The organism is Methylobacterium sp. R2-1, from assembly GCF_014191355.1.
Lineage (GTDB): Bacteria > Pseudomonadota > Alphaproteobacteria > Rhizobiales > Beijerinckiaceae > Methylobacterium.
In genome coordinates this window covers 19,881-39,992 of record NZ_JACHWM010000007.1, presented here as the reverse complement: position 1 = coordinate 39,992, position 20,112 = coordinate 19,881, and the positions used below count along the sequence as shown (strand labels likewise).

The window sequence follows — 20,112 nt, the reverse complement described above, 5'->3', positions numbered from 1 at the left end:
GCGCCTTCGACCTGAAGATCAGGCCGGAAGACTTGGCCGTATTCGTGAGGCAAACGCGCGAGCGATGATGCCGGTTGCCTCGCCAGTCACGCCGAGGCGCAAAAAATGCGGGCGGCGCGGGCAAGCTCTCCGAGATCCGTTTCGGGCACCGCTTCGGCCCCCTTTACGGGGAACCGTCCACGGCGGCAGAAGAGTCCGCCTTCAACGAATCGAGACCAGTGCCCTATGACCATCGAACGCTACGAGACCGGTCCCCGCATGAGCCAAGCGGTCGCCCATGGCGGCCTCGTCTTCCTGGCCGGCCAAGTGGCGGCCGACGTTGTCGGCACCGGCGTCACCGCGCAGACGCAGCAGATTCTGGAGCAGATCGACCGGCTGCTGCTGGCGGCGGGCAGCGACAAGTCCCGCATCCTGTCGGCGACGATCTACCTCGCCGACATCGCCGGCTTCGCCAAGATGAACGCGGCCTGGGACGCCTGGGTCGACAAGGACAACCCGCCTGCCCGCGCCACCGTGGAAGCCCGGCTCGTTGCGCCGGAATACCGGGTCGAGATCGCCATCACGGCCGCGCGAGGCAAATCGTGATCCGGCGGCGCCTGTTGGGAGGGCTCGCCGCCCTCCCCCTTCTCCTCACGGCCGCCGCCGGCGTGAGCGCCGAGGAGCGCGTCGTCAACATCTATAACTGGTCGGACTACATCGACCCGAAGGTGCTCGACGACTTCACCAAGGAGACGGGGATCAAGGTCGTCTACGACACCTACGACAACAATGAGATCCTCGAGACGAAGTTGCTCGCCGGCAAGTCCGGCTACGACATCGTCGTGCCCTCCGGCCCCTTCCTGCAGCGCCTGATCAAGGCCGGGGTCTTCCTGCCCCTCGACAAGGCGAAGATCCCGAACCTCAAGAACGCTTGGCCCGAGATCACGGGCCGGCTCCAGGCCTACGATCCCGGCAATACGTTTGCCATCGATTACATGTGGGGCACCACCGGCATCGGCGTGAACCTGTCCGCCGTGCGCGAGCGGCTCGGCGCCAACGCGCCCCTCAACAGCTGGAGCCTCGTGCTCAATCCGGGATTCATCTCGAAGCTCAAGGATTGCGGCGTCATGCTCCTCGATTCCCCCGAGGATCTGATCCCCTCGATCCTGCCCTTCTACGGCTACAAGTCCGACTCGAAGCGCTGGGACGACATCACCACGGTGACCGACGCGCTCTACAAGGTCCGCGGCTCGGTACGGAAATTCCATTCCTCGGAATACATCAACGGGCTCGCCAACGGCGATGTCTGCCTCGCGGTCGGCTATTCCGGCGACGTGATGCAGGCGAAGAAGCGCGCCGAGGAATCGAAGAACGGCGTCGAGATCGCCTACTTCATCCCGAAGGAGGGCGCGCTGATGTGGTTCGACGCCTTCGCGATCCCGAAGGACGCCGCCCACCCGGCCGAGGCGCACGCCTTCATCGACTACATGATGCGCCCGGAAGTGGCGGCGGCCAACACCAACTTCGTGTCCTTCGCCAACGGCAACCTCGCCTCGCAGAAGTTCGTGAAGCCGGAGATCCGGAGCAATCCCGGCATCTACCCGGACGAGGCGGTGATGCAGCGGCTCTCGGTCAACACCGCCTGGAATGACTCGACGCAGCGCTTCGTCACCCGGGCCTGGACGCGGGTGCGCACCGGCCGCTGATTCTTCGGACCAAGTTCGCAGCAACGAAAAAGGCCCCGGCTCTGAGAGCCGGGGCCTTTTCTCGTTCGTCACTCCCCGCCCGTGAAGCGGGCGGGGCGCTCTGGAGTCGTGCCTTACTCGGCCGCGGGCAGCTCGCTGAGCTCGGCGGCGTTGGCCGCGTTCTCAGCGGAGCGCTGCTGCAGGATCAGACTATCGCGGCGGCGCGCGATGGAGCGGATGTCCGCCGCGAGCGAGCCGGTGCCGGCCGGGATGAGCGAGCCGACGATGACGTTCTCCTTCAGCCCCTCCAGGGTATCGACCTTGCCGTTGACCGCCGCCTCGGTGAGGACGCGTGTGGTCTCCTGGAACGAGGCCGCCGAGATGAACGACTTCGTCTGCAGCGACGCCTTGGTGATGCCGAGTAGGACCGGAACGCCCTGGATCGGCTTCTTGCCCTCGGCGAGCAGCTTCTCGTTGTATTCGGCGAGTTCCGTACGGTCGATCTGGTCGCCCGTGAGGATGTCGGAATCGCCGCCGTCGGTGATCTCCACCTTCTGCAGCATCTGCCGGACGATCACCTCGATATGCTTGTCGTTGATCGACACGCCCTGGAGCCGGTAGACCTCCTGGATCTCGTTGACGAGGTAGGCGGCAAGCTCCTCCACGCCCTTGATCGCCAGGATGTCGTGCGGCGCCGGGTTGCCGTCGACGATGTAGTCGCCGAGCTCCACCACGTCCCCGTCCTGCAAGTGGATGTGCTTGCCCTTCGGGATCAGGTACTCGACCGCCTCCGAACCGTCGTGCGGCGTCAGCGTCAGACGACGCTTGTTCTTGTAGTCGCGGCCGAAGGCGATCGTGCCCGACTTCTCGGCGATGATCGCCGCATCCTTCGGACGACGCGCCTCGAACAGCTCCGCCACCCGCGGCAGACCGCCGGTGATGTCGCGGGTCTTGGCCGAGTCCGTCGAGACGCGGGCCAGCACGTCGCCGGCCTTCACCTTCGCACCCGGATCGAGACCGATGATGGCATCGACCGGCAGGAAGTAGCGGGCATCCGAACCGCGCGGCAGCTTCACCGGCTTGCCGTCCTGATCCAGCACGAGCATGGCCGGCTTCAGGTCGGAGGTGCGGGACGAGCCGCGCCAGTCGATGACGACGCGCTTGGCGATGCCGGTCGACTCGTCGGTCGTCTCGGTGATGGACTGGCCATCGTAGAGATCCTCGTAGCCGACGATGCCGTCCACCTCGGCGACGATCGGACGGGTGTAGGGATCCCACTCGGCGATCCGCTGCCCGCGCTTGATCGTGTCGCCCTCGTCCACGCGCACCTTGGCGCCGTATTGCAGGCGGTGGACCGCCCGCTCGGTGCCGTCGGAGCCGACGATCACCACCGCGACCGAACGGCCGGTGGCGATGAGATCGCCGTCCGAGTTTTTGGCGAGCGACCGATTGCGGATCTTGATCGTGCCCTCGAAGCTGGACTCGACGAAGGACGAATCCGCGATCTGCGCCGCGCCGCCGATGTGGAAGGTGCGCATGGTGAGCTGGGTGCCCGGCTCACCGATCGACTGCGCCGCGATGACGCCGACGGCCTCGCCCATGTTGACGGGCGTGCCACGGGCGAGGTCGCGCCCGTAGCAGGTGGCGCAGACACCGCTCTTGGTCTGGCAGACCAGCACCGAGCGGATCTTCACCTCCTGGATGCCCGCGGCGGCGATCGCCGGCAGGTGACGCTCCTCGATCGTCTCGTTGGTCTTGACGATGATGGTACCGTCCTGCGCCACCAGATCCTCGGCCGTGGCACGGCCCAGGATGCGGATGGCGAGCGGCGCGACGACTTGGCCGGCATCGATGATGGCGCGCATCTTGATGCCGTTGGTGGTGCCGCAATCGACTTCGCGGATGACGGCATCCTGCGCCACGTCGACGAGGCGGCGGGTGAGGTACCCCGAGTTCGCGGTCTTCAGCGCCGTGTCCGCGAGGCCCTTACGGGCGCCGTGGGTGGAGTTGAAGTACTCGAGAACGTCGAGGCCTTCCTTGAAGTTCGAGATGATCGGGGTCTCGATGATCTCGCCCGACGGCTTGGCCATGAGGCCGCGCATCGCCGCGAGCTGCTTCATCTGCGCGGGCGAACCACGGGCGCCCGAGTGGCTCATCATGTAGATCGAGTTGACCTGCTTGTCGGCCCCGTTCTCGTCCTTCTGGACGGCGGAGATCCGGCCCATCATCTCGGCGGCGAGCTTGTCGGAGCACTTGGCCCAGGCATCGACGACCTTGTTGTACTTCTCGCCCTGGGTGATCAGGCCGTCGTTGTACTGCTGCTCGTAATCCTTCACGAGCGCGCGGGTGTCGTCGACGATCGACCACTTGTTCTCCGGCACGACCATGTCGTCCTTGCCGAACGAGATGCCGGCGCGGAAGGCGTGGCTGAAGCCGAGCGCCATGATGCGGTCGCAGAAGATCACCGACTCCTTCTGACCGCAGTGGCGGTAGACGGTGTCGATCATCGCCGAGATCTCCTTCTTCGTCATCAGCTTGTTGACGACGTCGAAGGGCACCTTCGGGTGCATCGGCAGCACGCCGGACAGGATCACGCGGCCCGGCGTCGTGTCGTAGATCTTCGACACCGGCTCGCCGTCCGGCCCGAGGCCGCGCCAGCGCCACTTGATCTTCGAGTGCAGCGACACGGTCTTGGCCGCGAGCGCGTGCTCGAGCTGACCGACATCGCCGAACACGCCCTGCATCGGGTTGTTCTTGTCGTCGGCCTTGTGCTCGCCGACCGCGCCATCGGCAACGATCGAGAGGTAATAGAGGCCGAGAACGATGTCCTGCGACGGCACGATGATCGGCTGACCGTTGGCCGGGTGCAGGATGTTGTTGGTCGACATCATCAGGACGCGCGCTTCCAGCTGAGCCTCGAGGCTCAAGGGAACGTGCACGGCCATCTGGTCGCCGTCGAAGTCGGCGTTGAACGCGGCGCAGACCAGCGGGTGGAGCTGGATCGCCTTGCCCTCGATCAGCTTCGGCTCGAACGCCTGGATGCCGAGGCGGTGCAGCGTCGGCGCCCGGTTGAGCATGACGGGATGCTCACGGATGACCTCGTCCAGGATATCCCAGACTTCGGGCTTCTCCTTCTCGACGAGTTTTTTCGCCTGCTTGACGGTCGCGGAGAAACCCTTGGCGTCGAGGCGCGCGTAGATGAAGGGCTTGAACAGCTCCAGCGCCATCTTCTTCGGCAGACCGCACTGGTGCAGCTTCAGCTCCGGGCCGACCACGATGACCGAGCGGCCCGAATAGTCGACGCGCTTGCCGAGCAGGTTCTGGCGGAAGCGGCCCTGCTTGCCCTTCAGCATGTCGGCGAGCGACTTCAGCGGGCGCTTGTTGGCGCCCGTGATGACGCGGCCGCGGCGGCCGTTGTCGAACAGCGCATCGACCGCCTCCTGAAGCATGCGCTTCTCGTTGCGGATGATGATGTCCGGCGCGCGCAGCTCGATCAGCCGCTTGAGGCGGTTGTTGCGGTTGATGACGCGGCGGTAGAGGTCGTTGAGATCGGACGTGGCGAAGCGACCGCCGTCCAGCGGGACCAGCGGGCGCAGGTCCGGCGGAATGACGGGCACGACCGTCAGGATCATCCACTCGGGCTTGTTGCCCGAGAGCTGGAACGCCTCGATGATCTTGAGGCGCTTCATCAGCTTCTTCGGCTTCAGCTCGGAGGTCGTCGTCGCGATCTCCTCCTTGAGCGAAGTCGCGATGCCCTCGAGGTCGAGCTCCTGCAGGATGCGCCGGATCGCCTCGGCGCCGATCATCGCGGTGAACGAATCCTCGCCGTACTCCTCCTGAGCGCGCAGGTACTCCTCCTCCGACAGGAGCTGACGCTCCTTGAGGGGAGTGAGGCCCGGCTCGATGACGACGTAGGACTCGAAGTACAGGATCCGCTCAAGGTCCTTGAGCGCCATGTCGAGCAGCAGGCCGATGCGGCTCGGCAGTGACTTCAGGAACCAGATGTGAGCGACGGGGGCGGCGAGCTCGATATGGCCCATGCGGTCGCGCCGGACGCGCGCGAGGGTGACCTCGACGCCGCACTTCTCGCAGATGACGCCCTTGTACTTCATGCGCTTGTACTTGCCGCACAAGCATTCGTAGTCCTTGATCGGCCCGAAGATGCGCGCGCAGAACAGACCGTCGCGCTCGGGCTTGAAGGTCCGGTAGTTGATCGTCTCGGGCTTCTTGATTTCGCCGTAGGACCAAGACAGGATTTTTTCGGGCGACGAGATCGAGATCTTGATCTGGTCGAAGCTCTGCGGCTGGGCCTGCTGATTGAAAAGGTTCATGACCTCTTGGTTCATGATCCGCTCCTTGCTCGCCGGCTGCCCCGCGCCTGGGCAGTCACGGCTTGATCCTCATGGCGCCGCGCTCGTCCGGAGCGCCGCTGGCCGTCGTCACGTGTCGGAAGGCCCCGCCCCTTCCCGCTCGACCGCGGCGGCGCCTCGCGAGAGGCACCGCCGCGGGAGGTGATGGCTTGGCGTTACTCGGCGGCGTCGGCCGGCGGCTCGATCTGGTCGTTGGCCGCCTGCTGCTGCTTGGAGTTCGTCAGCTCGACGTTGAGGCCGAGCGAGCGCATCTCCTTGACGAGCACGTTGAAGGACTCGGGGATACCGGCCTCGAAGGTGTCGTCGCCGCGGACGATCGCCTCGTAGACCTTGGTGCGGCCGGCCACGTCGTCCGACTTCACCGTGAGCATCTCCTGCAGCGTGTAGGCCGCACCGTAGGCCTCCAGCGCCCAGACCTCCATCTCACCGAAGCGCTGGCCGCCGAACTGCGCCTTACCGCCCAGCGGCTGCTGGGTGACGAGCGAGTACGGACCGATCGAGCGCGCGTGGATCTTGTCGTCCACGAGGTGGTGCAGCTTCAGCATGTAGATGTAGCCCATGGTGACCTTGCGGTCGAAGGGCTCGCCGGTCCGCCCGTCGTAGAGCGTCGACTGCGCCGAGCGGTCGAGCCCGGCCATCTCCAGCATCGTCTCGATGTCGGCTTCCTTGGCGCCGTTGAACACCGGCGTCGCCATCGGCACGCCGCGGCGGACGTTGTTGCCGGCCTCGGCCAGAGCCTCGTCGGAGAGCCCTTCGAGTTCGCTGGCTGAGTAGATCGCTTCCATTTCGGCCCGCAGCGGCGCGATGTCCTGATTCCTCAGATAGGCATCGACCGCCTTCGAGACCTTGCGACCCAAGCCCGCAGCCGCCCAGCCGAGGTGCGTCTCCAGGATCTGGCCGACATTCATGCGCGAGGGCACGCCGAGCGGGTTGAGCACGATGTCGGCATGCGTGCCGTCCTCGAGGAACGGCATGTCCTCGATCGGCACGATGCGCGACACCACACCCTTGTTGCCGTGGCGGCCGGCCATCTTGTCGCCGGGCTGGATCTTGCGCTTCACCGCCACGAAGACCTTGACCATCTTCATGACGCCGGGCGGAAGCTCGTCGCCGCGCTGCAGCTTCTCGACCTTGTCGAGGAAGCGCTGCTCAAGGCGCTTCTTCGACTCGTCGTACTGCTTCTGCATCGCCTCGATCTCCGTCATCAGACGGTCGTCGACGACGGCGAACTGCCACCATTGCGAGCGGGGATACTCGCTGATGATCTCGCGGGTCAGCGTGGTGTCCTTGCGGAAGCCCTTCGGACCGGCGATCGGCGACTGACCGATCAGCACCTCGGCTAGACGCGCGTAGGTGTTGCGGTCGAGGATGGTCTGCTCGTCGTCGCGGTCCTTGGCGAGACGCTCGATCTCCTCGCGCTCGATCGCCTGGGCGCGCTCGTCCTTGTCGACGCCGTGGCGGTTGAACACCCGGACCTCGACGATCGTGCCCGTGACACCGGGGGGCACGCGCAAGGACGTGTCGCGCACGTCGGACGCCTTCTCGCCGAAGATGGCGCGGAGCAGCTTCTCCTCCGGCGTCATCGGGCTCTCGCCCTTCGGCGTGATCTTGCCGACGAGGATGTCGCCGGCATGCACCTCCGCGCCGATATAGACGATGCCGGCCTCGTCGAGGTTCTTGAGCGCCTCTTCCGAGACGTTCGGGATGTCGCGGGTGATCTCCTCCGGACCCAGCTTGGTGTCGCGGGCCATCACCTCGAATTCCTCGATGTGAATCGAGGTGAACACGTCATCCTTCACGATCCGCTCGGAGAGCAGGATCGAGTCCTCGAAGTTGTAGCCGTTCCACGGCATGAACGCGACGAGCACGTTGCGGCCGAGCGCGAGCTCACCGAACTCGGTCGAGGGACCGTCGGCGATGATCTCGCCCTTCTTCACCGGCTCGCCGACGCGCACCAGCGGCTTCTGCGTGATGCAGGTCGACTGGTTCGAGCGCTGGAACTTCTGCAGGCGGTAGATGTCGACGCCGGGCTTGGTCGGGTCGGTCTCTTCCGTCGCGCGGATGACGATACGGGTGGCGTCCACCTGATCGACGATGCCGGAGCGGCGGGCGGCGATGGCGGCGCCGGAGTCACGGGCGACCACGGCCTCCATGCCGGTGCCGACGAAGGGCGCGTCGGCGCGGACCAGCGGCACCGCCTGGCGCTGCATGTTCGAGCCCATCAGCGCGCGGTTGGCGTCGTCGTTCTCGAGGAACGGGATCAGCGCCGCGGCGACCGACACGAGCTGCTTCGGCGACACGTCCATGAGATCGACGCGGTCGGGAGCGACCACGATGACCTCACCCGCGCGGCGGCAGACGACGAGATCATCCGTCAGCTTGCGACCCTCGTCCATGCCGGCATTGGCCTGGGCGACGTAGTACTTCGCCTCCTCCATGGCGGAGAGGTAGGCGACCTCGTCGGTCACCACGCCGTCCTTCACCCGGCGGAACGGCGTCTCGATGAAGCCGTACTTGTTCACGCGGGCAAACGTCGCCAGCGAGTTGATGAGGCCGATATTCGGGCCTTCCGGCGTCTCGATCGGGCAGATACGGCCGTAATGCGTCGGGTGCACGTCGCGCACCTCGAAGCCGGCGCGCTCGCGGGTCAGACCGCCCGGGCCGAGCGCTGAGAGGCGGCGCTTGTGCGTCACTTCCGACAGCGGATTGGTCTGGTCCATGAACTGCGAGAGCTGCGACGAGCCGAAGAACTCGCGCACGGCCGCCGCCGCGGGCTTCGCGTTGATCAGGTCCTGCGGCATCACCGTGTCGATGTCGACCGAGGACATACGCTCCTTGATGGCGCGCTCCATCCGCAGGAGACCCAGGCGGTACTGGTTCTCCATCAGCTCGCCGACCGAGCGGACGCGGCGGTTGCCGAGGTGGTCGATGTCGTCGATCTCGCCCTTGCCGTCGCGCAGGTCCACCAGCGCCTTGACGACCGCGAGCATGTCCTCGCGGCGCAGCGTCCGCACGGTGTCGGCGGCGTCCAGGTCGAGACGCATGTTCATCTTCACGCGGCCGACGGCGGAGAGGTCGTAGCGCTCGGCGTCGAAGAACAGCGAGTGGAACATCGCCTCCGCGGTGTCGAGCGTCGGCGGCTCGCCGGGGCGCATGACGCGGTAGATGTCGAACAGCGCGCCCTCGCGGCCGGAATTCTTGTCCACCGCCAGCGTGTTGCGGATGTAGGGACCGACATTGACGTGGTCGATGTCGAGCACCGGGATCTCGGTGATGCCGACATCGTCGAGCGCCTTGAGCAGCTTCTCGGAGATCTCGTCGCCGGCCTCGGCCCAGATCTCGCCGGTGTTGGCGTTGACGAGATCCTCGGCGATGTACTGGCCGACGAGATCCTCGTCGGTCGCCTTGAGGAACTTGGTGCCCTTCTCGCCGATCAGGCGCGCGTTGCGGGCGTTGAGCTTCTTGCCGGCCTCGAGCACCACCTCGCCGGAATCGGCGTCGATGAGATCGACGGAGGCCTTGAAGCCCTTCAGACGCTCGGCGTCGAACGGCACGCGCCAGTCCGCGCCGTCCCGCTCGTACGAGACGCGGTTGTAGAAGGTCGAGAGGATCTCTTCGCCGTCGAGGCCGAGCGCGAACAGGAGCGAGGTGACCGGCAGCTTGCGCTTGCGGTCGATGCGCACGTGCACGATGTCCTTGGCGTCGAACTCGACGTCGAGCCAGGAGCCCCGGTAGGGGATGATGCGGGCGGCAAACAAGAGCTTGCCCGAGGAGTGGGTCTTGCCCTTGTCGTGGTCGAAGAACACACCCGGCGAGCGGTGCATCTGCGAGACGATGACGCGCTCGGTGCCGTTGACGATGAAGGTGCCGTTGTCCGTCATGAGCGGCATGTCGCCCATGTAGACGTCCTGCTCCTTGATGTCCTTGACCGACTTGGCGCCGGTATCCGGGTCCACGTCGAACACGATCAGGCGCAGCGTCACCTTGAGCGGGGCCGCGAAGGTGATGCCGCGCTGGCGGCACTCGTCGACGTCGTATTTCGGCTGCTCGAAGGTGTAGCGCACGAACTCCAGGAGCGCCGTCGAGGCGAAGTCGGAGATCGGGAAGACCGACTTGAAGACGCTCTGAAGACCTTCGTCGGCACGTCCGCCTTCCGGCTCGTCCACCATCAGGAACTGGTCGTAGGACGCCTTTTGAACCTCAATGAGGTTCGGCATCTCGGCGACTTCCCGGATCTTGCCGAAGAACTTGCGAATGCGCTTGCGACCGACCAGCGTATTGGCCATGAGACCTCGCTCCACCACCTCAGCGTAGGGTGCCCGGGGAAGGCGAAGAGCCTCCCATCACCGGGCTCGAAGGGCCGCCCCGCCGGACGATCAGCCCACCCGAACCGAATTCGTCTTCTGTTCGCCGCGCTCCCGCCTTCGGAAACGACGGCCGCCCGAAGCGGCGTTAGCCCGCGAGCCGGAGCCCGCGGGCGTCTGGCCGGCGCGGCCCCGAGGGACACGCGCCGGATGCGATGGGCCTGGAACGGCCCATCGACGGATTACTTGAGCTCGACCTTGGCGCCGGCCTTCTCGAGCTGGGCCTTGATCTTCTCGGCCTCGTCCTTGGCCACCGACTCCTTGACCGGCTTCGGGGCGCCCTCGACGAGGTCCTTGGCCTCCTTGAGGCCGAGGCCGGTGATCGCGCGGACCTCCTTGATGACCTCGATCTTCTTGTCGCCGGCCGAGGCCAGGACGACGGTGAACTCGGTCTGCTCCTCGGCAGCCGGGGCAGCGGCGCCACCACCGGCCGGACCAGCGGCGACGGCGACGGCGGCAGCGGCCGAGACGCCCCACTTCTCCTCGAGGAGCTTGGCGAGCTCGGCGGCCTCGAGAACGGTCAGCGAGGAGAGGTCCTCGACGATCTTGGCGAGATCAGCCATGTGCGTATTCCTTGCGTATATCGGTTTGAACGGATGGTTTCGCTAGGGGCGAACGGCTCAGGCCGCCTCGTCCTTCTTGGCATAGGCCCCGAACACGCGGGCGAGCTTGGCCGCCGGCGCGTTGACGACCTGAGCGACCTTGGTCGCGGGAGCCTGGATGAGGCCCACGAGCTTGGCGCGCAGTTCGTCGAGGGACGGGAGCGTGGCGAGTGCCTTCACGCCGTCCGGGTTCAGGGCAGTCGTTCCCATGGCGCCGCCGAGAATCACGAGCTTGTCGTTCGTCTTGGCGAAGTCCACCGCAACCTTGGCGGCCGCAACCGGATCGCTCGAATAGGCGAGCAGGGTCGGGCCCTTCAGGAGGGGCTTGATGGAGGCGACGTCCGTGCCATCGAGAGCGATGCTGGCGAGCCGGTTCTTGGCGACCTTCACGGTGGCGCCGGCCTGCTTCATCTGCGAGCGCAGCTTCTGCATGTCGGCGACCGTGAGGCCCTTGTAGTGGGCCACGACGACGACGGCGTTCGCGGTGAACACGCCGTTGAGCGTCGAGACGAGATCAGCTTTAGCTGTCCGGTCCACTGGTGCTCTCTCCGGTTGGCGGAACCTGAGACAGGCCCGCCGGTTGCACTTGCCGCCCGGAACGGAACTCGGCTGAGAAGCCGGAACCGTCGCCCAGGCGACGTCTCACGGCCCTGTCCCCTTGAAGCGCCGTGAGGCCCCTCGCAGGTGAGATTGGTTCAAACCGACGCCTCCCCCGGTGCCTGCCGGCCCCGAAGCGAGGTGTAAGAAATTCGGTCTTCCCCGTCTGTGCAGGCTGTCTCCGATTAAGCCGGTTGCCCGGCGCCTGCAGTCTCGGACAGGACATAGCCGGAAACGGCGCTCAGAGCGGTTGCTCCAAGTCCCTTCCGGCCATCACCACCCGGTCGCCCGGGCGGCATCTCGAATGGAAACCGACCGATCGGCCGATCCCTTCCAATGGGTGAATTCGTGGAGCGCGGTCTATAGCGGCGTGCAAGCTCCCTGCCAAGTCCCGCAACGCGACTTTTCCGTCGCAGGCAAGCGCTCAGGCAGCAGCGCGGACGCGAAGATGAGCTCGCAGGCCCGTCCGCGGGCACCGTCCCCGGCCGGAGGCACGCACGGGCCTCCCCTCTTGCCTCAGGCACTTGCCTTAACCGCGCCTTGACTCTGTCCCCGCCGCATCCGCCGGGTCACGTGGTCCGTGTGCGCCAGCGCATCACCGCCCCTGTCGCGACCGCTCTACACCGCAGCGCACAAAAGCGCACAAAGGCGGGGATGGTTCGGGCGATGGCCTCGAAGGTATTGTTGGCTCTGGTGGTGCTCGTCTTCGTCCTGGACGGCCACCTGCCCGGGATGCGCGAGCTGCGCAATCCGGATGCCGAAGGCGGCAAAGGCGTGAGCCGCGCCTCGCTCCTGTCGAAGCGGTCGGAGGCCTGAACTCCGAGCCGCCCGCCGTCGTCCGCCCGGGTCGGCTCGGGATCAGTAGTTGATCTGCAACTGCCCGCGGAACAGGTCGCCCTCGGCCCGGCCGAAGCGACCGATATTGGCCTCGCGACGCTTCATGTTGGCGTAGGCGAGGGTCAGCTCGACCGACTTGATCGGCTGGAACTCGACACCGAGCTCGAACTCGTCGGTGTCGAGGCGCGGCGCGCCGGTCGCCACCTTCCAGCCGCCGTCGTAGGTCTGCCAGCGGGCGTAGGGCATGAACGGACCGACCGGGGAGTGATCGACCTTGACCATCGCCTGGATGTAGCCGCCCTGGAGCGGCTTGGTCTGGATCGTTCGGGTGACAGGGTCGTATTCCGGACCGCGGCCCCAGTTCCACTCGCCCTGCAGGCCGAAAGGCTGCGGGTAGAGGATCGCGTGCAGGCCGACGCGCTCGTCGTCGTAGCCGCGGCCGAGGGCGGTCGTGGTGCCGAAAGTGGCTTCCGGCCGGAAGCGGTTGCGGTAGGCCGATCCGCCGACCTCCAGCACCTGCCCCCGGAACGCCTTCCCGAGCCCGTCGAGTTCGAACGGCCAGGTCGCCATCACCACCGTCATCAGGTCGTTGTTGGCCTCGATCCGGTTGATGGTCTGGCCGTTGTAGATGCCGACGCCGAAGGCGCCGTAATTGCCGAACAGCTTCTGGCCGCCCTTGGCGAGGCGGTCCCAGATGCGCTGCACGTGCCAGGGCGTGTAGTAGTAGGTGATGCCGATGTCGCGCTCGCCGGGCACCGCGCTGTTGATCGCGTCGGAGCGGTCCAGCGTCAGGCGGTTCTGCGAGGATTGCAGGTTCTCCCAGCCGTAGGGCACCTTCTGCTGGCCGAAGCGAAGCTTGGTCCGGCGCTCGTCGTCGAGGAACACGTCGGCATAGGCGTCGCGCAGCTGGGTGTAGTTCTGGCGCACCTCGCTGCCGGCTTGGTTCGAGACGTTCACCGCGAAGTCGGGCTGGAGGTAGATGAACACCCGCTCGTGGATGTCGCCCTGCAGGACCAAGCGCACCCGGCGGAAGGTGAAGTTGTTGCGGTCGGTGATGCCGCTGTCGTGGACCGAGCGCAGCCGCGAGAGGCCGGCCGGCGCCGTGTCGTCGCCGGACAGGAACTCGTTGCCGCGCAGCTGCGTGTAGCCGCGCAGCGACAGGCGCTCGAACCAGGTCTTGGGACGGCCGGCGTGGCGGGGGTCATCCGCGAGCAGCTCGGGCGCGGGCGGCACCAGCGCGTCGTACCACGTGTCCGGCTCGTCGAGGGCGAAGCGGTGCGGAACCGGGCCGGACGCGGCCGGCTGCGCCACCGCGGACTCGATCGGCCGGCCGGCGGCGGGGAAGGTGCCGGCATCGGTGGTGCGGGCCTTCGCCGGGCGCATGGCGACGGGGCCGCCACGCCGTCCCCCCCGGCCCTGCGCCTCCGACTGCGCCTTGATCATCGCCTTGAGCTCGTTGATCTGGCGCTGCAGCTCCGCGACGGTCTGGGCCCGAGCCTGCGCCGCGGGGAGCACCAGGGCGCTCGATAAGAGCAGCGCGGCGAGAAGACGTCGTTTCATCGTTCAAATCCCCATCGCGTCCCAGGCCGGCGTGATGACGCTCGCCGTGTTGTGCCGGGATGCGCGCATCCACAGGTTGGGTTCGAAGCAGCAGGGCGAATCCGGGCGACGGCCTGGGAGGCGTTTGACCGGATGCCGGCCAAAGACGCGGCGGCCGGCAAACTCGTTAGGCGGCTCAGTCGTTTAGCGACCCCGATGCATCCCGCATCCGGGAAAGGGCGATAGCATCGCCTTCGAGCAATTGAAAGTAAATCGATAATGATAGTGAGGTTAAGTCCGACTCATTACTATATAGACGATGTATTTCGAACATTAATCCAGCAAGATCGCCAATTTATTTCGTCATAAAACTGACGTGCAAAAATGCTTCTCTGTTTCTTTCAAGCCTGTGTCACTCTTGGCGGCCGAGGCAGGATTGGCCGTCTCAAGTCCGGAAAACTTGGTCCCCCTCAGGCGGTCACCCCCGGCCCGGGCCAAAAGGACAGCGCGGTGCCTCATGCGCCCGCCGCATGCCGCCACCGCCGGGGCACGGTTGATCGTTCGATGTGTCCGCACGGCCGCGGCGGGGCGGCCGCGCCGTCCGGCAGACCCGTCCGCGCCGACGCGCCGGGCCGGCCGGCTTCCGAAGCACGATGTCACGCCAAAGAGAGGAGCAGGGGGGACGCCAAAGCGCGGCACTGTGCTAGATTGGCGGCCATGCGATGCCCCCTCCCCATCTCCTCCCGTCGGCGCATCCTGTGCGTCTTCCCCGCCTACACGCCGTCCTTCGGCACGTTCTCCCATGCCTACCCATTGATGGGCGGGGTGAAGGCGTTCATGCCGCCCCAGGGGCTCCTGGTGATCGCGGCCTACATGCCCGAGAACTGGGAGTGCCGGTTCATCGATGAGAACATCCGACCGGCTTCACCTCAGGATTTCGCCTGGGCCGACGCGGTGTTCGTCTCGGGCATGCACATCCAGGAAGGCCAGATCCACGATATCAGGCGGCGGGCACACGAGGCCGGCAAGGTCGCGGTGCTCGGCGGCCCCTCGGTGTCCGGCGCGCCGGAGAAGTACCCGGATTTCGACTATCTTCATGTCGGCGAGATCGGCGACGCCACCGACCGGCTGATCGAGATTTTGGACCGCGATCTGTCCCGCCCGGCGGCTCAGGTCGTGCTCGATACCAAGGACCGGCTGGCGCTCGCCGACTTCCCGGCCCCGGCCTACGAGGCGGTGCCGCTTAAGCGCTACCTGATCGGCTCACTCCAGTTCTCGTCCGGCTGTCCCTATCGCTGCGAGTTCTGCGACATCCCGCAGCTCTACGGGCGTCAGCCGCGGTTGAAGAGCCCGGAGCAGATGTGCGCCGAGCTCGACGCGATCATCAGCCAACCGGGCCACCCGGCGGTGGTCTACTTCGTCGACGACAACTTCATCGCCAATCGCAAGGCGACCCGTGAGATGCTGCCCCACCTCGTGGAGTGGCAGAAGCGGAACAACTACCCCCTTCAGTTCGCCTGCGAGGCGACGCTGAACATGGCCAAGCAGCCCGAGATCCTTGAGCTGATGCGGCAGGCCAACTTCATGACGGTGTTCGTCGGCATCGAGACCCCGGAGGCCGAGGCGCTCAAGGGCATCGACAAGACTCACAACGCCGCCGTGCCGATGTACGAGGCGATCGAGACGCTCAACTCCTACGGACTGGAGGTGACCTCAGGCATCATCCTCGGCCTCGACTCGGACTCCGACAAGTCCGAGCAGAACCTGATCGACTTCATCGACAAGTCCGCGATTCCGGTGCTGACGATCAACCTGCTCCAGGCGCTGCCCAAGACGCCGCTCTGGGACCGGCTCGAGCGCGAGGGCCGGCTCCTCCACGACGCCAGCCTCGAATCGAACGTGCTGTTCAAGCGCCCGCACGACACCGTGGTGAGCTCCTGGCGGCGCGCCATCGCCCACGCCTACGCGCCCGAGCACCTGTTCGAGCGCTTCAAGCACCAGTGCGACGTGACCTACGGCAACCGCATCGTCACGCCGACCAAGGGCAAGCTCACGGTCACGAACCTGCGCCGCGGCCTGATCCTGGGCTTCAACATCATCACCCGCGTCGGGCTGTTCTCCGATTACCGCCGGCCGTTCTGGCGGGCGGCGGGCCATGCGCTGAAGCGCGGGCAGATCGAGGCGGTGTTCAACATGGGCTTCGTCGCCCACCACCTGATCCGCTTCACCCGCGAGGCGCTGCGAGGCGAGCACAACGCTTCCTTCTACGCCGCCAAGGCGGCGGAGGCCGAGGCGCAACGCCAGCGCAGCTGGTGGGAGAATGCCCGACGCCGCCTCGCACCGGAGCGCGAGGCAGCCTGACCTTCCCGGATTTCGGGCGAACCGGTTCCCAGGGTGGGCGGCGAGAATGCCCGCCCCCTCTCAGGCGAAAGCCTCGCCTTCAGGCGTAGACCTTGGCCGGCAGCTCGGCGAACAGGGCGCGCAGGCGTGCCCGTTCCAGATCTGAGGACCCCGTCATGGGGGTTATCATCGGTCCTGTCATGGGAGTCGGCCGGGCGAAGAGGTAGCCCTGCATCTGGTCGCAGCCGAGCTCGCGCAGCACGGCGAGCTGCTCCTGCGTCTCCACGCCCTCGACTGTGACCTGAAGGCCGAGATTGTGCCCGAGATGGGTGATCGCGCGCACGATCGTCAGCGAGTCCGCGTGCTGTCCGAGCCGGCGGACGAAGGACTGATCGACCTTGATCTTGTCGAACTTGAACCGCTGCAGGTAGCTCAAGGAGGAGTAGCCCGTCCCGAAATCGTCCAGCGCGAGGCGCACGCCGAGGGTGCGGAGCGCCGTGAGCACCTCCACCGCCATCGCCGCGTCCTGGATGAAGACGCCCTCGGTGATCTCCAGCACCAGCCGTCCCGGCGGAAGCCCGTGGCGGCCGAGCACCGCCGCCACGCCGGCGGCGAAGCCCGGTTGGCGGAACTGCTTCGGCGAGACGTTGACCGAGACCCGCCAGGGATGCGGCCAAGCGGCGGCCGCGGCGCAGGCGGCGTCGAGCACCCAGGCACCGATCCGCCCGATCTGATCGGTCTGTTCGGCGAGCGGGATGAACTCGGCCGGGAGGACGCAGCCGCGCTCCGGATGGTGCCAGCGGATCAGTGCCTCGAAGGTCTCGATCTCGCCGGTGCGGCCGTTGACGATCGGCTGGTAGTAGAGCTGCAGCTCGCCGCGCGGGATCGCGCCGCTCAGCTCGTGCTCGATCCGGCGGCGCGCCTGGAGTTGCTCGTCCATCGCCGCCTCGAAGAAGCGCACCGCGCCGCGCCCCTCGTCCTTGACCCGGTACAGGGCGGTGTCGGCGGCGCGCTTCAGGCTCTCGGCCGTGCTGCCGTCGCTGGGATAGACGGCGATGCCCGCCGAGGCGCCGATCTCGATGCGCAATGCTTCGCTGTGACCTCCGCCCTGGCCCTCGATCTGAAACGGGCGGCCGAGCGCCTCGACCAGCCGCTCCGCGGTCTCGGCGATCTGCGCGAGGGTGCGGGTATGGGCCAGGACGATCACGAACTCGTCGCCGCCGATCCGGGCGAGCGTATCGGTCGGGCGCAGCTCGGCCAGCATGCGCTTGGCCGCCTGCACGAGCAGGGCGTCGCCCGTGGCGTGACCGTGGAAGTCGTTGACGGGCTTGAAGCGGTCGAGGTCGAGATAGACCAGCGCCACGCTCGTCCCGTTCTCGGCCGCCGTCTCCAGGGCGAGGCCCAGGCGCTCCTCCAGCAAGGTGCGGTTGGGCAGATCGGTCAGGGCGTCGTGCAGGGCCAGGTGGCGGATGCGCGCCTCGTCGCGGCGGCGCTGGCTGAGATCGCGCAGGGCCACCGCTGTGGCGGGCCGACCGAGATACTCGATGGGGCGGCAGGAGAGCTCCACCAGCACGAGGGTGCCGGCCGCCGAGCGGATCTCGAACTCCTCCGGACGCAGATCCTCCGGGCGGCAGCGGCTGCGCCGCATCAGAGCCGGTGCGGCGGCCTCGGTGAACAGGTCCAAAATCGGCCGACCGATGATCTCCTGCGCGGTCGTCTCAAACAGGCGCAAGCCCGCCTGATTGATCTCGACCACCCGGCCGTCGCGGTGGATGAACAGCACCTCGTGGGCGAGGTTGCCGAGCAGGCGCATGCGGCTCAGCTCATCCATGCTGCGGCGCATGAGATGCCGCTGCATCAGCAGCGCGGCGAGGCCGGCAGCGAGGACGACGAGGCTGACGAGCCCCACCGCGAGGCCGAGTTGCGTCGAGCCCAGGACGGAACCGCCATCCTCCCGCGGGGCGGCAGGCGCGACGGTGAGCGCCGTCATGCCGGTGAAATGCAGGCCGCAGATCGCCAGCGCCAGCCAGAGCGTGACTTCGATTCTGCGGCCGAGTCCGGTGAGGTCGCCGGCCCGGGCGAGGGCGATCACCCCCAGGGTCGCGCAGAGGCCGAGCGAGGCGTGGACATAGGCGTCCTCGAAAACGAGCAGGCTGCTCGCCGCCATCGCGCTCACACCCGTATAGTGCATCCCCGAGATCGATGCAGCCAGCGCCATCCCGGCCGCGGCCACCTTGAGCGGGTCGTGGCGTGCGGGGGCCCAGATCAGGAGGGCGACCAGGGCTCCGGCCACCGCGATCGCGATCGAGGCGGCCGTGGGCAGGAGGTCGTAGGCCGTCTGACCACCGGGCTGGAAGGCGAGCATCGCGACGAAGTGGAGCGACCAGACGCTGCAGCCGAACACCGCCGCCGCCACGACCAGCCGGGAGGGAAGGGCCCGGCGCTCGGCCTGCACGGCCTCGGCCATCAGGGTCACTGTCGAGAAGCAGCCGAGCAGGCAGATGCCCGCCGAGATGACAACAAGGCCGAGATCGTGCTGTTGCGCGACGCAGGCGACGATTTTGAGCATGATGGATGGAGAGCCCGACAACCCAGGGCCGGCTTAGGCTCCGCATCTTAAGGTGCCGTTGCTGAGATTCTTCTCAATTCTCGCATTTTCGTGAACGAAGATCGAATAACCAACCCACGTTATCTTTTATTACTGTTCAGTCGCCGCGTAATTCAAAGCACAATTTCTGCGTTAGCGCGCGGCACGCCTCTGTGTTCGGACCTTGACGGTGCCGCCTCCCCTGTCTAGAGGCCCCTCATCATGACGGGCCTCCTCCTCTCCGGATCGTATCGCGCGCCGCTCCCTTAGCGGTGCTGGACTCGTCATGTCTTCAGCTGCCGCGTCGTCGGCGGCTTGAGGATCATGGAACATCCCGTGACGGACCGCCGACCTCGCCCTATCCCGAGGTCACACCGTGTCTGCTCCACATCCTCTCTCCCCTCGCCTGTCGATCGGTCTCGTCGGCTTCGGCGCGTTCGGCCGGTTGATCGCCCGCCATCTCGCGCCGCACGCCGCTCTGACGATCCACGACCCCTCCCTGCCGGCCGGGAGGCTCGCGGCACATCTCGCGGCACAGGCGGGACCGGAAGCGGTCGCGGCCGATCTTCCGGGCTTGGCGGATTGTCCCGTGGTGATCCTTGCCACACCGGTGGCGAGCCTCGCCGAGGCGGTGCGCGCCCTCGCCCCGCATCTGCGGCCGGGCACGCTCGTGGTCGATGTCGGCTCGGTGAAGATGGGACCCGCCGCGATCCTGCAGGAGGGATTGCCGGCCGATGTCGAGATCCTCGCGACCCATCCGCTGTTCGGACCGCAGAGCGCCAGCGACGGCGTCCGGGGCCTGAAGATCGCCGTCTGCCCGATCCGCGGACGGCGGGCCCTGAGAGCGGCCGCCTTCCTGCGGCGCGTGCTCGGCCTCGACGTCATCCTGACGACGCCGGACGCGCATGACCGGGCGATGGCCTCGGTTCAGGGGCTGACCCACCTCATCGCCAAGGTTCTGGTGGCGATGGAGCCGCTGTCGACGCGAATGACGACGCGCAGCTTCGACATGCTGATGCAGGCGGTCGACATGGTGCGGCACGATGCACCGGACGTGTTCCACGCCATCGAGCGCGCGAACCCGCACGCGGCACAGGTGCGGCGGCGCTTCTTCACGCTCGCCGGCCAGCTCGATGCCGAGTTATCCGACGCAGCCGAGCACGGAGCGGTCAGGCACGAGGCGCTCCCGCTTGCCTCGTAGATCGGCACGCT

General features: G+C 66.8%; 11 protein-coding genes. 5 read left to right on the top strand and 6 right to left on the bottom strand.

Annotated elements, in window-relative coordinates; genetic code table 11:
- Positions 1 to 225 precede the first annotated feature (225 nt).
- Both FHU13_RS11540 and FHU13_RS11535 read left to right on the top strand, forming a co-directional pair.
- Positions 226 to 585, top strand: coding sequence for a RidA family protein (locus tag FHU13_RS11540; protein ID WP_183435993.1), 360 nt, complete (start codon positions 226 to 228; stop codon positions 583 to 585).
- Positions 582 to 1,685, top strand: coding sequence for a polyamine ABC transporter substrate-binding protein (locus FHU13_RS11535; protein WP_183435992.1), 1,104 nt, complete (start codon positions 582 to 584; stop codon positions 1,683 to 1,685). The genes FHU13_RS11540 and FHU13_RS11535 overlap by 4 nt, the downstream gene beginning before the upstream one ends.
- A 113-nt stretch (positions 1,686 to 1,798) precedes the next feature.
- Here the strand turns inward: FHU13_RS11535 and rpoC are convergent, their stop codons facing one another.
- The 4 genes from rpoC to rplJ all read right to left on the bottom strand — a co-directional run bounded on the left by rpoC (position 1,799) and on the right by rplJ (position 11,537).
- Positions 1,799 to 6,010 (bottom strand): DNA-directed RNA polymerase subunit beta', encoded by a 4,212-nt coding sequence (gene rpoC / locus FHU13_RS11530; RefSeq protein WP_183435991.1) that lies wholly within the window; start codon positions 6,008 to 6,010, stop codon positions 1,799 to 1,801.
- A gap of 179 nt (positions 6,011 to 6,189) precedes the next feature.
- Positions 6,190 to 10,320 carry a DNA-directed RNA polymerase subunit beta gene (rpoB, locus tag FHU13_RS11525; protein WP_183435990.1) on the bottom strand — a complete coding sequence of 1,377 codons (4,131 nt, stop codon included), beginning with the start codon at positions 10,318 to 10,320 and terminating at the stop codon, positions 6,190 to 6,192.
- A 260-nt stretch (positions 10,321 to 10,580) separates the two neighbouring features.
- On the bottom strand, positions 10,581 to 10,961 hold the full coding sequence (gene rplL / locus FHU13_RS11520) for a 50S ribosomal protein L7/L12 (protein ID WP_183435989.1): 381 nt from the start codon (positions 10,959 to 10,961) through the stop codon (positions 10,581 to 10,583).
- A 57-nt stretch (positions 10,962 to 11,018) separates the two neighbouring features.
- Positions 11,019 to 11,537: a 50S ribosomal protein L10 gene (gene rplJ / locus FHU13_RS11515; RefSeq protein ID WP_183435988.1), complete on the bottom strand. Its 519-nt coding sequence runs from the start codon at positions 11,535 to 11,537 to the stop codon at positions 11,019 to 11,021.
- A 726-nt stretch (positions 11,538 to 12,263) separates the two neighbouring features.
- Between rplJ and FHU13_RS11510 the strand changes: the two genes are divergently transcribed.
- Positions 12,264 to 12,413, top strand: coding sequence for a hypothetical protein (locus tag FHU13_RS11510; protein ID WP_183435987.1), 150 nt, complete (start codon positions 12,264 to 12,266; stop codon positions 12,411 to 12,413).
- A gap of 42 nt (positions 12,414 to 12,455) precedes the next feature.
- Here FHU13_RS11510 and FHU13_RS11505 read toward each other — a convergent pair whose 3' ends face one another.
- Positions 12,456 to 13,994 (bottom strand): porin, encoded by a 1,539-nt coding sequence (locus FHU13_RS11505; RefSeq protein WP_183435986.1) that lies wholly within the window; start codon positions 13,992 to 13,994, stop codon positions 12,456 to 12,458.
- A gap of 696 nt (positions 13,995 to 14,690) precedes the next feature.
- On the opposite strand from FHU13_RS11505, the gene FHU13_RS11500 reads away from it, so the two are divergent.
- Positions 14,691 to 16,334, top strand: coding sequence for a B12-binding domain-containing radical SAM protein (locus tag FHU13_RS11500; RefSeq protein ID WP_183435985.1), 1,644 nt, complete (start codon positions 14,691 to 14,693; stop codon positions 16,332 to 16,334).
- Positions 16,335 to 16,413: 79 nt separating this feature from the next.
- Here the strand turns inward: FHU13_RS11500 and FHU13_RS11495 are convergent, their stop codons facing one another.
- A complete protein-coding gene (locus FHU13_RS11495) occupies positions 16,414 to 18,882 on the bottom strand; it encodes an EAL domain-containing protein (RefSeq protein WP_183435984.1) in 2,469 nt (822 codons plus the stop codon).
- Between the two features lie 394 nt (positions 18,883 to 19,276).
- Between FHU13_RS11495 and FHU13_RS11490 the strand changes: the two genes are divergently transcribed.
- Positions 19,277 to 20,101: a prephenate dehydrogenase/arogenate dehydrogenase family protein gene (locus tag FHU13_RS11490; protein WP_183435983.1), complete on the top strand. Its 825-nt coding sequence runs from the start codon at positions 19,277 to 19,279 to the stop codon at positions 20,099 to 20,101.
- Positions 20,102 to 20,112: the final 11 nt, after the last annotated feature.